Origin of the sequence: Massilia pseudoviolaceinigra, from assembly GCF_030846505.1 — a bacterium.
Classification (GTDB): domain Bacteria; phylum Pseudomonadota; class Gammaproteobacteria; order Burkholderiales; family Burkholderiaceae_D; genus Telluria_A; species Telluria_A violaceinigra.
Map to the genome: position 1 here is coordinate 52610 of NZ_JAVCWL010000031.1, position 15412 is coordinate 68021.

At 62.5% G+C, this 15412-nt stretch carries 12 protein-coding genes; all 12 read right to left on the reverse strand.

The window, feature by feature from the left end; all coding sequences use genetic code 11:
- Positions 1 to 183: 183 nt before the first annotated feature.
- The 12 genes from RBA40_RS25490 to RBA40_RS25545 all read right to left on the reverse strand — a co-directional run bounded on the left by RBA40_RS25490 (position 184) and on the right by RBA40_RS25545 (position 15377).
- Complete coding sequence (locus RBA40_RS25490) at positions 184 to 687, reverse strand: acyl-CoA thioesterase (protein WP_306650985.1); 504 nt, start codon at positions 685 to 687, stop codon at positions 184 to 186.
- A 125-nt stretch (positions 688 to 812) separates the two neighbouring features.
- Positions 813 to 1754, reverse strand: a complete 942-nt coding sequence (locus RBA40_RS25495; RefSeq protein WP_306651029.1) for a LysR family transcriptional regulator — start codon at positions 1752 to 1754, stop codon at positions 813 to 815.
- 57 nt (positions 1755 to 1811) lie between these two features.
- Positions 1812 to 2765, reverse strand: a complete 954-nt coding sequence (locus tag RBA40_RS25500; protein ID WP_306650986.1) for a glycoside hydrolase family 43 protein — start codon at positions 2763 to 2765, stop codon at positions 1812 to 1814.
- 108 nt (positions 2766 to 2873) lie between these two features.
- A complete protein-coding gene (gene yjfF, locus RBA40_RS25505; protein ID WP_306650987.1) occupies positions 2874 to 3836 on the reverse strand; it encodes a galactofuranose ABC transporter, permease protein YjfF in 963 nt (320 codons plus the stop codon).
- Complete coding sequence (locus tag RBA40_RS25510; protein ID WP_306651031.1) at positions 3833 to 4867, reverse strand: ABC transporter permease; 1035 nt, start codon at positions 4865 to 4867, stop codon at positions 3833 to 3835. Before RBA40_RS25510 ends, yjfF begins: the two co-directional genes overlap by 4 nt.
- Positions 4868 to 4872: 5 nt before the next feature.
- Positions 4873 to 6399: a sugar ABC transporter ATP-binding protein gene (locus tag RBA40_RS25515; protein WP_306650988.1), complete on the reverse strand. Its 1527-nt coding sequence runs from the start codon at positions 6397 to 6399 to the stop codon at positions 4873 to 4875.
- 8 nt (positions 6400 to 6407) lie between these two features.
- Positions 6408 to 7367, reverse strand: coding sequence for an ABC transporter substrate-binding protein (locus RBA40_RS25520; protein WP_306650990.1), 960 nt, complete (start codon positions 7365 to 7367; stop codon positions 6408 to 6410).
- Positions 7368 to 7541: 174 nt separating this feature from the next.
- Positions 7542 to 9896: a glycoside hydrolase family 127 protein gene (locus RBA40_RS25525; RefSeq protein ID WP_306650993.1), complete on the reverse strand. Its 2355-nt coding sequence runs from the start codon at positions 9894 to 9896 to the stop codon at positions 7542 to 7544.
- Positions 9897 to 9903: 7 nt separating this feature from the next.
- On the reverse strand, positions 9904 to 10917 hold the full coding sequence (locus tag RBA40_RS25530) for an arabinan endo-1,5-alpha-L-arabinosidase (protein WP_306650994.1): 1014 nt from the start codon (positions 10915 to 10917) through the stop codon (positions 9904 to 9906).
- 111 nt (positions 10918 to 11028) lie between these two features.
- Positions 11029 to 12576, reverse strand: coding sequence for an alpha-N-arabinofuranosidase (locus RBA40_RS25535; RefSeq protein WP_306650996.1), 1548 nt, complete (start codon positions 12574 to 12576; stop codon positions 11029 to 11031).
- A 33-nt stretch (positions 12577 to 12609) separates the two neighbouring features.
- Positions 12610 to 14523 (reverse strand): glycoside hydrolase family 97 protein, encoded by a 1914-nt coding sequence (locus tag RBA40_RS25540; RefSeq protein WP_306650998.1) that lies wholly within the window; start codon positions 14521 to 14523, stop codon positions 12610 to 12612.
- Positions 14524 to 14609: 86 nt separating this feature from the next.
- On the reverse strand, positions 14610 to 15377 hold the full coding sequence (locus RBA40_RS25545) for an SDR family NAD(P)-dependent oxidoreductase (protein ID WP_306650999.1): 768 nt from the start codon (positions 15375 to 15377) through the stop codon (positions 14610 to 14612).
- Positions 15378 to 15412: the final 35 nt, after the last annotated feature.

Below are 15412 nucleotides of genomic sequence, written 5' to 3' on the forward strand. Positions count from 1 at the left end.
TATGTGTCGGACAGACTGGCCGCCCGGATGGTTTATCGCTGATGTGGTGTATCGCTAATGCTTTTGTGCTTAGCTCGGTATCTACTATTCCTTATTCACAACAGTGGTTCGGTTCGGTAGCGAACATAACTGTTTGGAAACTGAAAAGTTTTCACCGAAAAACCACAAACTGTGGCGTTCTTGTCACACCGGCGGCGCGGTTTCAGTCGCCTGCAGCTCTTCTTCTTGCTCTTTACGCAACGCGGCCATGTGGATGGCATACTGCTCGAAGCGCTTGTCGTCTTCGCCCACCGGGGTCCACGCCGGCACCTTGACGGTGTCGCCGGCATTGTCGACCGCCACGAACACGATCAGGCAGCGCGTGGTGCGCTGGCGCGCCCCGGTCTTCGGTTCGGTGGCCGAGACATCGATGGCGATGTGCATGCTGGAATTGCCTGTATGGACAACCATCGCTTTCACTTCCACGATCTGGCCGATGAAGATCGGTTTATAGAAGCGGATGCCGCCGATATACACGGTGACGCAGTAATAGCCGCTCCAGCCGACCGCGCAGGCGTAGCCGGCCTGGTCGATCCATTTCATCACGGCGCCGCCGTGCACCTTGCCGCCGAAATTGACATCGGTCGGTTCAGCCAGGAAACGCAGGGTGATCTCGCGCGGTCGCACGGGGGTGATGTCGTTGCTCATGAAGGTACTCGCAAAAGAGGTGTTTTCGTCATTCCTGCCACTGGCAGAAATGACTTCCTGCGCAGGCGGCAACCCAAGTTCGTCGTTACGCCAGCAGCAGCCGGCCTGAAGCTAGACCCACCAGTTCAAACCATTTCCTGCGCAGTGTCGCGCACTGCCTGCAGCAGCAGTTCCGCGCCCGGCGAGAGCAAATGGTCTTTCTGGCGAATGATACCGAAGGCATCCATCTTGCACGGCAACTCGATCGGCAGGATGCTCAGCACATTGAGCGAGGCGTAATACTGCGCCACGTCGACCGGCATCACGTGCAGCGAATCGGTCTGCTGCAGCAGCGCCGTAATGAGGAGCAGCGCGGTGGTGTCGACCACGTTGACCGGAATATCGAGCCCGGCGCGGCGGAACATCATGTCGAAGCGATGGCGCAGGATGCTGCCGTGCGGTGGCAGGATCCAGGGCTGGTCGGCGATGTGCTTGAGCTCCAGCTTGTCGACCTCCAGCAGCGGATGGCCGACGCGCACGACCGCGCAAGCTGGCTCCTCGTTCAATTCTTCATAGATCAGGCCGGCGGAATTCTCTTTTTCGAGGATGCGCCCGATCATGAAGTCGAGCGTGCCGTGCTGCAGCTTGTCGAGCAGGATATTGCTCGCTTCCACGTGGGCACCGATCCGCAGCATCGGCGCATGCTGCTTGATGCGCGCAATCGCACGCGGCAGCAGCGCCATGGCGGGCGTCATGATCACGCCGACCTCCACCTGCCCCGCCAGCCCGGCCTTGAGCGCCAGGATGTCGTCGTGCGCCAGCGCCAGGCTGGTCAGTGCCATGCGGGCGTGGCGCACCATGGTTTCGCCGAACATGGTCGGCTCCATGCCACGCGGCAAGCGCTCGAACAGCTTGACGTCCAGCATCTCTTCCAGATCCTTGATCTGCTTCGACGCCGCCGGCTGGGTCATGTGCAGCGCCTCGGCGGCGCGGTGGATGTTGCGGTGGTCGTCGAGCGCGATCAGCAGCAGCAGTTGTCGCGTCTTGAGGCGCGCCTTTAAAAACCAGTTGGGGTTGAGTGTCTCCATCATCGGATCATACCCCTAAATGATATCGGTACGCAGCGCAACATACCGATCTGGATATCATTGGCAGCCCGGCGACGGGTTGGCGGCCGGGCCGCTGCCCGTCTGCGGCACGAACTTGATGCTGCCGTCTGCGTTGTGATGCAACTCTTCCACCGCCACCGAGCGCCGGAATTCGCCGCCACCCGGCAATTTGGCGTTGTGATAGAACACGTAGGACTTGCCGTTGAAGTCGATGATGGCCTGGTGAATGGTCTTGACGTTCTCGTTCTTGTCCATGATCACGCCCTTGAAAGTCCACGGTCCGGCCGGGCTGGTGCTGGTGGCGTAGACCATCTCTTCAGGGAAGTAACGCGAGTACGACAGGTAGTATGTCGCGCCGCGCTTGTACACATAGGGCGCTTCGGTAAACGAATCGATGGCGTGCGTCATGATCGGGCCGTCGAGCTCGGTCATGTTGCTCTTCAGTTTGGCGTATTTGAGGACGGTGTTGCCCCAGTACAGCCAGGCCTGGCCGTCAGTGTCGACGAACACGCCCGGGTCGATGTCATCCCACAAGATGTCGGTGTGTTTGGTCATATCGTTGCTCACCAGGGCGCTGCCGCGCGCATCGACGAACGGTCCGGTCGGGCTGTCGGACACGGCCACGCCGATGGCCTTGCCGGGAATGGTCTTGTGATCGACCGTGGAGTAGAAATAATATTTGCCGTTACGCTTGCTCACATCGCCCGCCCAGGCATCGCGCCCGGCCCACTTGAAGGTCGAATACTGCACCGGCGAGCCGTGGTCTTTCCACGTTTTCATGTCGCATGAGGAATACACGCGCCATTCCTTCATCACGTAATCTTTGCCCTCAAGCTCGGCTTCGTCATGGCCGACGTAGAGATACACACGGCCCTTGTCGACCAGCGCCGCCGGGTCGGCCGTGAAGATATTGCTCACGATCGGGTTGGCCGCCGAGGCAACGCCCGTTGCGAAGCCGAGCGCGAGTGCGCCCAGTGCGTATTTGATCATGTGTGTCTCCTGTTGCTGGTAGTTGGAATGAGTTCAGGCCGAGCCGCGTCAGGCCGGGCCGCGTCAGGCCGAGCCGCGTCAGGCCGGGCCGCGTCAGGCCGGGCCGCGTCAGGCCGCCGCGCGCCGCGCCGCGCCCATGGCCATCAGGCGCTGGACCACGCAGAACACGAACAGCAAGGCGCCGATGACGATCTTGGTCCACCACGAGCTGAGCGTGCCGTCGAAGGCGATCAGCGTCTGGATCGTGCCCAGCACCAGCACGCCGGACAGCGCCCCCGCCACATAGCCATATCCGCCGCTGAGCAAGGTGCCGCCGATGACGACCGCCGCGATGGCGTCCAGTTCGGTGCCCTGGGCATGCAGGCCGTAGCCCGACAGCATGTAGAACGAGAACAGCACCCCCGCCAGCGCCGCGCACAAGCCGCTGAAGGCATACACCAGCACCTTGGTGCGCGCCACCGGCAAGCCCATCATCAGGGCCGACTGCTCGTTGCCGCCGATCGCGTACACGCCGCGCCCGAAGGCGGTAAAGTGGGCCAGGAAAATGGCCAGCGCCAGCATCAGCAGCGCGACCAGCGCGCTCGGCGAGACGAAGCCGCCCAAAAAGCCCAGCTGGGTTTGCGACATGGCCAGGTACAGCGGGTCCTCGATGGTGATCGAGTTAATGCTGATCAGGTAACAAAGGCCGCGCGCCAGGAACATGCCGGCCAGGGTCACGATGAACGGTTGCAGCTTGAAGTAGTGAATCATCGCGCCCATGCCGCCGCCGAACAGGGCGCCCAGCAACAGCACGAGCGCGATCACCGCCAGCGGCGGCCAGTGCGCCACCTGCAGCAGCCAGGCCGATATCATGGTCGCCAGCGCCAGCACCGAGCCGACCGACAGGTCGATGCCGCCGGACAGAATCACAAAGCTCATGCCGATGGCCAGCACCAGCAAGAACGCATTGTCGATCAGCAAATTGAGGATGACCTGGACCGACAGCAAGCCCGGATACACGGCGCCGCCGATGCCGAGCATGGCCAGCAGCAGGACGACCGTGACCAGCGGGGTAAAGTAAGGCGATTTCATGCAGCCCTCGCACGCGAAAACAATTGTTTGAACTCTGCCGATTGCGACAGGCACACGAGAAATACGACGACCGACTTGACCACCATGTTCACTTCCGGCGGCACGCCGAGCGAGTAGATGGTGTAGGTCAGGGTCTGGATGATGAGCGCGCCGATCACGCTGCCGACCAGGCTGAACTTGCCGCCAGCCAGCGAGGTGCCGCCCAGGGTGACGGCCAGGATGGCGTCGAGTTCGAGCAGCAGGCCGGCATTGTTCGCGTCCGCGCTCTTGATGTTGGAACTGATCATCAGCCCGGCCAGCCCGGCGCAGGCGGCGCAGAACACGTAGACAAAAATGATCAGCGACGCCGTCTTCAGGCCCGCCAGGCGCGCCGCCACCGGATTGATGCCGACCGCCTGGATGAACAGGCCGAGCGCGGTTTTGCGCATCATCAGCGCAATGACCGCGAACACCACCGCCACCACCGTCAGCGAAAAAGGCAAGCCGGCAAAGTAACCGCCGCCGAGGAAAAAGAAAGGTTCGTAATAGACGGTGACGATTTGCCCGTCGGTCAGCAGCTGCGCCAGTCCCCTGCCCGCTACCATCAGGATCAGGGTGGCCACGATCGGCTGCAAGCCCAGCGCAGAGACCAGCACCCCGTTCCACAGCCCGCACAGCAGGGCCGCGCCCATGGCGGCCGCCATCGCCCATATCAGCGGCGTCTCGGCCTGCGGACCGCCGCCGATCAGCATGGCCGCCACCGTGCCCGACAGCGCCACCACGGCGCCGACCGAAATATCGATGCCGCGCGTGGCGATCACCAGGGTCATGCCGAGCGCGGCCAGCATCAGCGGCGCGGCGCGGTTGACGATGTCGACCAGGCTGCCGTACAGGTGGCCGTCCTTGATCGACAGATGAAAAAAGCCGGGGATGGCGATCAGGTCGATCAGCAGCAGGACCGCCAGCGCCGCCAGCGGCCGAAACAGCGGGTGGCGCAGCAGCGACGCCGGCGTTGCCGACGCGTCGTCTTTCGATGCGGCCTGTGCCGCCACGGCCGTCACGCCGTTTCTCCGGCAATGACTTGCAGCACCGACGCGTCGTCCAGTTCGCCGCGCTGGTATTCGCCGCACGCCTTGCGGTCGCGCATCACGACCAGGCGGTCGCTGCAGCGCAGAACTTCGGGGAGTTCGGAGGAGATGAACAGAATTGCCATTCCTTTGCGACAAAGTCCACTAACGTAATCCATGATTTCCTGTTTGGCGCGCACGTCGATGCCGCGCGTGGGTTCGTCGAGGATCAGCATCGCCGGTGCGGTCACCAGCCAGCGCGCCAGCAGCACTTTCTGCTGATTCCCGCCAGACAATGATCCAATCGGTGTTTCGATATCGGCCGTCTTGATGCCCAGCCACTTTACATAGTCTTGCGCCAGCGCCTGCTGCTGGCGCAAGGGAATCGCGCGCAGCATGCCGGCGCGCGCCTGCAGCGCCAGGATCATGTTCTCTCGCACCGACAGCTCCAGGATCGCGCCCTCGTGCTTGCGGTCTTCCGAGCAAAAGCCGATGCCGGCTTCGATCGCGTCGCGCGGCGAGCCGAAGGGGTGGCTGCGTTCACCGATGCGCAGCGTTCCGCTGTCGGCCTTGTCGGCCCCGAACAGCAGGCGTGCCGCCTCGGTACGGCCGGAACCGAGCAGCCCGCACAGGCCCAGCATTTCGCCGGCGCGGATGTCGAGGTCGAGTGGCGCCAGCGCGCCCTGGCGTCCCAGGCCGCGCGCTTGCAGCAAGGTCGCTGGCGCTGCCTGCGCGGCGCTCGCATGGACCATCTCGGCCGGATGCTCGCTGGCATCGGGCGCGCCGACCATCTTGTTCACCAGCGCCAGGCGCGACAGTTCGGCGCAGGCGTATTCGCCCTCGCGCTCGCCGTTGCGCATGACGGTGATGCGGTCCGAGATCGCATACGTCTGGTCGAGGAAATGGGTGACGAACAGGATCGCCATGCCCTGGGCGCGCAGTGTGCGCAGCACGCGGAACAGCAGCTGCACTTCCGCCTCGTCGAGGCTGGAGGTCGGTTCGTCGAGAATGAGTACGCGCGCGGAAATGTTAAGCGCGCGGGAGATGGCCACCATCTGCTGGATCGCCAGCGGAAAGCTGGACAACTGGGCGCGCACGTCGATGCGCACTTCGAGCTGTTCCAGCAAGACGGCGGCCTGCGCGCGCATGCCGGCCCAGTCCACCATGCCGAACTTGCGCGGATAGCGCCCGATGAAAATGTTCTCGGCCACCGACAGGTTCGGGCACAGGTTCACTTCCTGATACACCGTGCTGATGCCGAGGCGCTGCGCATCCTGGGTCGAGCCGGGTCGAATCTCCTGCCCTTCCATGACGATGGTGCCGCTGTCGGGCGCATACACGCCCGTCAGCACCTTGATCAGGGTGGACTTGCCGGCGCCGTTCTGGCCCATCAGGGTGTGGACCTCACCCGGATACAGCTGAAGGCCCACGTTACTAAGCGCCTTCACGCCGGGAAATTGCTTGCTGATGCCGCGCAGCTCCAGCACCGGAGCGGCGGCTTGCATTGCCTCACTCATGGTGCGGCCTAGTATTTGCGGTTTGGCAGTTCCTTGGCAGCCACTTCAGCCGGGAACACACCCTCGACCGTTGTGATGCGCTTCGGCACGGGCTTGCCCGCCACGACATCGCGCGCGATCGACATCAGCTGAGGTCCAAGCAAAGGGCTGCACTCGACCGTGACGTTCATCTTGCCTGCAATCATGGCCTGGAACGCACCCTTCACACCGTCGATCGAAATCACCAGGATATCGACGCCGGGCTTGAGGCCTGCCTCTTCAATGGCCTGGATGGCGCCGATGGCCATATCGTCGTTGTGCGCGTAAAGCACATTGATGCTCTTGCCCTGCGCCTTGAGGAACGCTTCCATCACTTCCTTGCCCTTGGCGCGGGTAAAGTCGCCGGTCTGGGAGCGCGTGATCTTCAGCTTGGGATTGGCGGCGATGACTTCGGCAAAGCCGTTCTTGCGGTCGATAGCTGGTGCCGACCCGACCGTTCCCTGGAGTTCCACGATGTTGAACGTACGATCCGGGGTTTTGGCAGCACGTTCCATGAGCCAGCGGCCGGCGCGGCGGCCTTCTTCGACAAAGTCGGAACCGATGAAGGCGACGTACAGGGACGGATCGGTGACGTTGACGGCACGATCGGTAAGGATGACGGGGATTTTTGCGGCCTTGGCTTCGCGCAGCACGGTTTCCCAGCCCGATTCCACGACCGGCGAAAAGGCGATCACATCGACCCGCTGGGCGATGAAGGAGCGGATCGCCTTGACCTGGTTTTCCTGGCGCTGCTGAGCATCGGCAAATTTCAGGTTGATACCTTCCTTCTTGGCGGCATCCTTGATCGACAGGGTATTGGCGGTGCGCCATTCGCTTTCGGCGCCGACCTGGGAAAAGCCGATGGTCAGCGGTTTAGCGGCAAGCGCGGGAAAGGTGGTGAAAGCGCCGAGCAGTGCGGTGGCCAGAACGGCCCTGCGGGTGGTGTTCATGTGTGTCTCCTATTTTTAGGGGTGGAATTCGGGACTCCGTTTATCATTGTATGTTAGGAGAAATTCACATAGCCATCCAATCAATTTTTTGACGTCTGCGATATCCGAAGTGGTATCGCAGCGTCCTGCCTGCCCACTGCACCGTCGTTCCCGCAGGAATGACGCACTCGAAGATCAACCAGCGCGCAACAAGCGAACACCATATAACCCACCGGCGATCGACCCCGGCCGAGCTACAAATTTCACTACCAGTTTCCCCCCGGAAGCTGCGACGGTTGCCTTCGGAATCGCAAAATCGCGCGTATATATCTCCTGCCCCGCGGGCGCATCGAGTTCCACCGCCGCAATCGTCTCGCCATTGGCCAGCACATCGAACTTGCGTCCCGCATCCAGCGTCGAAAAGCTGAGCCGTAGCGCGACCGCTTCGAGCTTGGGGTCGCTCAGCACATAGCTGAACCAATCGCTCGCGTGCCGCCAGTGTTTGCCCTTGTTTATGCCCGCGTCGCCACCTTGCGCCTGATAAGCGTGATCGGACTCCGGCTGCTGCTCCCCCGGGGCCACCTGGTCGATGGTCCGCGCATTGAGCGCCAGCCGTTCCGCCTCGCCGCGTGCAGTTGCCGCCTGCGTCACCGCCAGATTGGCCGGCGTCGAATACGGCCAGTACACCACGTAGCGCGAGTCATGCAAACGGAAAAACGGAATCAGCCGCAAACTGCCCGCGCCCTTGCCCCGGATCAGCCCCGGCGCCGTGAAGGTCAGCGGTTCGCCCTTGACCGGCTTGAACCTGGCGACGAAATCGCGCGTATTGTTCACAAAAATCGGCGCGGCCTCCAGCGGGCACACTGGCCCGGACGCAATATGGCCCATGCGTGTGGCATCCGCGGCAAAGTTCAGTTTCTCGTCCGCGAACAACCGGGTCTTAGCCGCCAGCACGATCGGACCGTGCAGGACGGCGTAATAATCGGTCTTGTCCGGCATCTGCTCGAGCGTCGTGTGCATCGGTAACGTCACATCGACTGTGTCGCCCTTGCGCCATGCGCGCCGCAGGCTCACGTACGCGCCCGGTTCGCCGTCCACCTTCACCGCCGTGCCGTTGACCCTCACCTGCATCGACCCGCGCTTGACCCAGCCCGGATAGCGCAGCTTGAGCGTGAATGCTTTGTCCGATTCGATCGTCAGCCGCGTCTTGCCTTCGTCCGGAAAACGGGTGCTCTGGGTCAGCTTCACGTCCTGCGCGCGCCAGTGCAAGGTGGAGGGAATGAACAGGTTGACGAACAGCGCGTCGCCATCGTGCGCGTAGATGAATTCGCCGTACTTCGACTGGCTCTCGATGCCGGACCCGACGCAGCACCACATCGCCTTGTCGGCCTGCGAATACACGCGGTAATGATTCGGCCGCATGGGCGTGAAATACACGAAGCCGCCGTCCGAGGGCCGCTGCGACGACAAAATGTGGTTGTACAGCGCCCGCTCCACATAATCGGTGTAGCGCACCTGCTGGTCCTTGAGGAACAGCATCTCGGTGAGGCGCAGCATATTGTAGGTATTGCAGGTCTCGGGGCCCTCAACCTCGTTCACCATCGGCGAAAAATCCTGATCGTCGTGGAAGTGCTCCTTGACGCTATTGCCGCCGATGGCGACCGTGCGCCGTTCGCGTACCGTGGTCCAGAAATATTGCGCGGCATCGTGCCACTTCGGATCACCACTCAGCTCGCCGATGCGTTGAAAGCCGATGACCTTCGGAATTTGCGTGTTCGCGTGCAGGCCGGTCAGCTTGTCCTGAAACTTCGCCAGCGGGTCGAGGATCGCCTGGTGTGAAAAACGCATCGCCAATGCCAGGTATTTTTTGTCGCCCGTGATCTGGTAGACGTCGGCGAAGATTTCGTTCATGCCGCCGTGCTCGCTGCGCAGCATGGTTTGCATCTGTTCCGGCGTGAGCGTGGCGGTCAGCTTCAAGGCCCAGTTCGACAGCGCGATCAGCATCGCGCGCGCGTCCTCGTTGCCGGCGTAATGATAAGCGTCGCGCAAGCCCGCGTAGACCTTGTGCAGGTTGTACCAGGGCACCCACTTGCCGTTGACCGAGAAGTTGTCCGCCTCCAGCTTGCCCTTGGCAATGGCCTGCCATGCATCGCTGCCGCCCGGAATGCCGCCCAGATAACCGTTGCCGTTCGCCTCCTGGCACTTCTTGAGTTCGGCGATGGTGTAGTTCAGGCGCGCCAGCACTTCCTTGTCGCCGCTGGCTGCATACATCAGCGCCATGGCCGACAGGTAATGGCCTCCCATGTGGCCGTCGAGCCCGCTCGACTCCCAGTTGCCGTAGCTTTCCTGCTTGAGCGCAAGACCGGCTTCACGGCGGAACGGTGCCAGCAGCTTGTCCGGCTCGAGCGCCATCAGGTAGCGCAGGTTGGTGTTCTGGGCGTCGAGGAAGGGGCTGGCGGTGAGGCGCACGTCGGCCAGCGCAAAGCGTTCGGCGGCGATGGCCGGCAACGCGCACGCCGCCATCAGCGCGGCTGCAAGGAGGTGTTTCATGGCGCCCTTATTGTTGCTTGCTCTGGTAGCGGTCCAGGTCTTGCGGGTCGACCGACGGCCAGCCATCCTTGTCCCACTTCATGTCGAGGATTTTGAGCTTCTGCAGATAGTTGTCGGCCGTTTCGTAGGCGTGCATGACCAGCAAATCCTTGCCGTCGATGCTGTAGGCGCTGTTGTGGCCGACACCCTTCCACTGCGCATTGCCTTCGATGAGGAGCGAGCCGCCGCCCCTGGCCATGTCCTTGCCGGCGCGGTCGAGATAGGGGCCGGTGACGTCTTTCGAGCGGCCCATCACCACGTGGTAGGTGCTCGCCTCTTTCTTGCAGCACAGGCCCCAGGAGACGAACAGGTAGTAGTAGCCATTCTTCTTGAGGATGTGCGGAGCTTCGATTTCCGCCGGGCCAGCCTCTTCATCGGGGATGCCGGCCGGCCGCGTGCGCTGGGCGATCGTGTGCCAGGCCTGCGGCTCGGCCAGGCGCGTGCGGGAGGCGTCGAGCTTGACCAGCTTGATGCCGCTCCAGAAGGAGCCAAACGACATCCACGGCGTGCCGCTGCTGTCGTCGACGATGTTGGGGTCGATGGCGTTCCAGTTGTCGCGCCCGGGGATCGATTGCAGGACCATGCCCTGGTCTTGCCATTGATAGTTGGCCGCGCGCGGATTCAGGGTGGCGTTGGTGGTCACGCCGATGCCGGACGTGTTTTTGCCGAAACCGGAGACGGAGTAGTAGAGGTAGTATTTACCGTTGTGGAAGTAGATGTCCGGTGCCCAGATGTGGTCGTTGAAGCTGGAAGCGGCTTTCCTGGCCCAGGCGGGTTCGCCGGGAAACACGCGCCCTTCTTCCTTCCAGTTGCGCATGTCGGTGGAACTGTAGAAGGTGATGCCGGGGCCGGTGCTGAACAGGTAGAAGGTCTTGCCTTCCTTGGCCATGACAGGGTCGTGGACGCTGACTTGTTTGGCGTGGCTCGGGGTGGTGAAGAGCAGACTGGTGATGCAGGCGAGGGATCGGATCAGTGGACGCATATAATTCCCAAGAACGCGAATACGTCATTCCCGCGCCAAGGCGCGGGAATGACGGAGCACAGGGTAAAGGTAAAAGGACGGGCCAGAGGAGTGGCTGACAGCGAAGGCCGATCAGCCTTCCAGCGCAACCACCACCACTGCTTTCGCCGGCACCGTGACCGTCAGTTTACCTCCACTCGCCTTTGCACTGAACGGTGCCGGTTTGATCGCCTGCGGATTCTGGAAGGTGTTGTGCGCATCCATTGCCGTTGCCGTCAGCACGCGGCCATTCGCACCGGCCAACTGCTTGCCCGCCACATTGACCACCACATCAGCCGGTTGCCCCGGATTCGTATTCACCAGCGACAGATACAGTTTGCCATCCTTGGCGCGCGCCGCCGAGGCACTGATGCCCGGAATCGTCGTCTCGCCCAGCGTGTAAGCCTTGTCGTCCGCCACCTTCACCGGCAGCGACGTCGCATCCTGGAACGGCACATACATGTGGAAGGCGTGATACGTCGGCGTCAGGAGCATCTTGTCCTTTTCCGTCAGGATCATGGCCTGCAGCACATTGACCATCTGCGCGATATTGGTCATATGGACGCGGTCGGCGTGCTGGTGGAAAATGTTGAAATTAAGCGCAGCCACCACCGCATCGCGCAAGGTATTCTGCTGGTACAGAAAGCCTGGCGTGGTGCCGGTCTCGACGTCGTACCAGGTGCCCCATTCATCCACGTACAAGCCAATCTTTTTCTCCGGATCGTTCTTGTCCAGCACGGCGATATTGTTCTTGATCATCGAATCGATTTTCAAGGTATTCGCCAGGGTCGAGATCCAGTGCGGCTCGGCAAAGCCGGTCGCTGCGCCCTTGCCTTCCCACTTGCCGGTCGGGATGGTGTAGTAGTGGAAGCTGATGGCCGAGGTCTGGGCCTTCGCGTTCTTGCTGATGACGTCGGTCCACCTGGTGTCGTCGTCGTTGCCGCCGCTGGCGATCATCAGAGGCCGGTTTTCCTTCGGCGCCTTGAGCATTGTTTCGTAATTCTTGTACAGATTGGTGTAGTGCTCAGGCGTCATATTGCCGCCGCAACCCCATGCTTCGTTGCCGATCGCGAAATACGCCACCTTGAACGGCTTGTCGCGGCCATTCTTGCGGCGCAGGTTGGCCAGGCTCGATTTGCTGTCGGACGTCATGTACTCGACCCAGTCCGCCATTTCCTGCACCGTGCCGGAGCCGAGGTTGCCATTCACATAGGCATCGGCGCCGAGCAGATCGACCAGGTCGAAGAATTCGTGCGTGCCGACGGCGTTGCTCTCTTCCACCCCGCCCCAGTTGGTATTGACCTTGACCGGGCGCTTGGCGCGCGGGCCGATACCGTCTTTCCAGTGGTATTCATCGGCAAAGCAGCCGCCCGGCCAGCGCACCAGCGGCACGTGCAGCTGCTTGAGGGCGCCGACGACGTCGTTGCGCCAGCCCTTGGTGTTCGGGATTTTCGAGCCGGTGCCGACGTACATGCCTTCGTAGATGCCGGTGCCGAGGTGTTCGGCGAACTGGCCATAGACATTCTTGTTGATGACCGGACCGGGCTTGCCGGCGTCGATGGTCACGCTGACGGGATTGGCCGCGAAGGCAGGCAGGGCCGCCATGCACAGGACAGCGAGGCTTTTCTTGATGAGTTTCATACAGTCTCCTGAGGATCTAGTTTTTTGAACGAATTATTTGAAAACAGCGATGAAGCCACCGTGGGGTTCGATGGTGACCACGGCTTGGCCGCCGCTGATCTCCGATTCGGTGAATTCGCGCTCGGTCTTGCCGTCGCTGATCAGTTTTCCCTTGCGCTTGCCGAGGAAGCCCAGGTCCATGGTGACCGTGCGCGGCGTGTCGTCGGCATTCAGGCCAGCCACATACCAGGCCTTGCCGGACTGGCGCGCGATCACTGCGTGAGTGCCGGGATAGCCGTCGATGAACTTGCTGGCGTCCCAGCTGCGCGGCAACTCTTGCAGCAGCGCCTTGACATACGCTGGCGCGCTCGCCATGCCCTCGGGCGTGTCGGCGAAGTGCTGGATGCCGGACAAGAACAGGACCGACTCGGCCAGCTCGAAACCATTGCGGGTGACGCGCCTGATCTTTGGAATATCGCCAAACACCATCGGCGTGTAATCCATCGGATCGAACAGATTGCGCGTAAACGGGATGGTCGCCACATGGCGCGCGACCAGATCCTGATCCTTCTGTTCGAAGGTGGTGAACTCCAGGCCCCGGATCGCCTCGGCCGTCATCAGGTTGGGATAGGTGCGCGCCCAGCCGCGCGGCAGGGTCGCACCGTGGAAATTGACCAGCAGGCCGGCCGCGGCGGCATCCTTCAGGATGCCCACGTAGTAGCCGATCATGGAGGCGCCGTCACCGCTGAAGAAGTCGACCTTCACGCCCTTGATGCCCATGTCCTTGAGGCGGGCGAATTCCCTGACCCGCTGCTCGCGCGTGAGCAAGGCGCCCTTGGGCGAATACGCGGTCTTGTTCCAGGCGCCCGAGGAGTTGTACCAGACCAGTACGCCGACCTTCCTGGTGGCGGCGTAGGCGGCCAGTTCCTTGATCTTCTCGTAGCCGATCTTGCGGTCCCAGTCGGCATCGATCAGCGCGTAATCCCAGTGCATGTCGGCGGCGTAATCGATGAACTTCTTCTGCACGTCGTAGACCGTGGCGTCATCCTTGAGCAGGGCCCAGCTCCAGGCCGCATGGCCCGGCTTGACCTTGGCCTTGTCGAACGCGATAGCCGGCGCCGCCAGGTCGGTCCCCAGGGTCGACTCGACCAGGGTGGCCAGCGACCCGAGGGCGATGATGCGCCACGGCGTGACCAGGTCAGCGCTGCTTTCCGCCAGCAATTTACCGCCGGTATAGACCTCGGCGTCCATCGGCGAACCGATGCGGTAGCTCGCATTCGGCGCCTTGGCCTGCAGGCGCGACGCGTGGAAGGAGCCGTCCATGCCCGCCTCGGTCAGCGCCACCCAGGTATCGCCGCTCTTGAATAGCGCTGGAAACACCCAGCCGGCCTTGGACAGCGACGGCGTGCCGACCGCGACCTCGCGCTGGTAGTGTTCTTCGTAAGACGGATTGGTATCGGACCAGCCGGTCTGGGCCACCGACATCGGCTGCAGCCAGGCCGTGGCCGCCGGCGCGAAGGTGAAACCGGTCGCTTCGCTGATGAACTGCTTGCGGGCCGGCTCGGCGCCCTTGACCACATAGCGGAAAGCCACGCCATCGTTGGACACGCGGAAAATCAGGTCCATGGTTTGGCCGGCCGCATTCTGGACCGGGAACACTTGTTCGTTGGCGCGGTAGCTGATCTTGCGCTTCTTGCCGACCGCCATTTCGTAATGATCGCTCACCGGCCTCACCTTGGAGGCCGGCTTCAGGCTCAGGGCATGGGTCAGGTCGGCCCCGGCCAGCTGCAATCCCAGGCTGGACGCCAGCACGACCGGCTTTGCGTCGCGCGTGATCGAATAGACCAGGGTTTGTTGCGGTGTCAGTTCGACCTTGAGTCCGATGCGCTGGTCGGGACTGTCGAGCGCCTGGGCCTGGGCGGCCGCCAGCGACAGCATCAGGAAGAAACCGTGCTTGCTTATATACATGTGTGCGCCTTATGTGGGCGCAAGGCTGTGGCGGTCAGCGCGACCTTCGAGCCTTGCAGATACCGCGATCGTGGCGGGAACCGGGGTCAGATCCAGCCAGCGTCGACGATGAAATCCTGGCCGGTGCACATGGCGCTGTCGTCGGATGCGAGGAACAGGATCATGGCCGAGATATCGTCCGGCATCAGCGGGCCCGGCAGGCACTGGTTGCGCTTGATGTCGGCCTTGCCGGCCTCGTCGACCCACAGGTCAAGCTGGCGCTGGGTCATGACCCAGCCGGGCGTGACGGTGTTGACGCGGATGCCATGGGCGCCGAAGTCGCGCGCCAGGCCGCGGGTCAGCCCGACCGTGGCTGCCTTGGTGGACGTGTACACCGGGTAGCCGCCGTTCTTGGCGTGCCACGACATGGAACCGACGTTGATGATGGAACCGGCACCCTTCTTCTTCATGCCGGCCAGGACCGACTGGCAGGTGAAGAACATGGGGCGCTGGTTGATGGCGATGCGCTGGTCGTAGAATTCGACGGTCACGTCTTCGGTCTGGTGGCGCTGGTCGTTGGCGGCGTTGTTGACCAGGATGTCGAAGTCGCCCAGCTGGGCAGCCAGGTCGGCCATCGTGGATTGGAGAGCGGGGATGTCCGTGATGTCGCAGTAGCGGAAGACCGGTGCCGGCGCGCCGGATTCGGCGATGCGCAGGCACAGCGCTTCGCTGGCGTCGCGCACGATGTCGACGAACGCGACCTGCGCGCCCTGGGCGGCGAAGGAGGCAACCAGCGACTCGCCGATGCCGGTGCCGCCGCCGGTGATGAAGACCCGCTTGCCTTGCAGGCTCGGGTAGGTGGCTGATTTTTTCATGCTGTCTCCAACTTTTTTCTGCCGTCATCCACGCC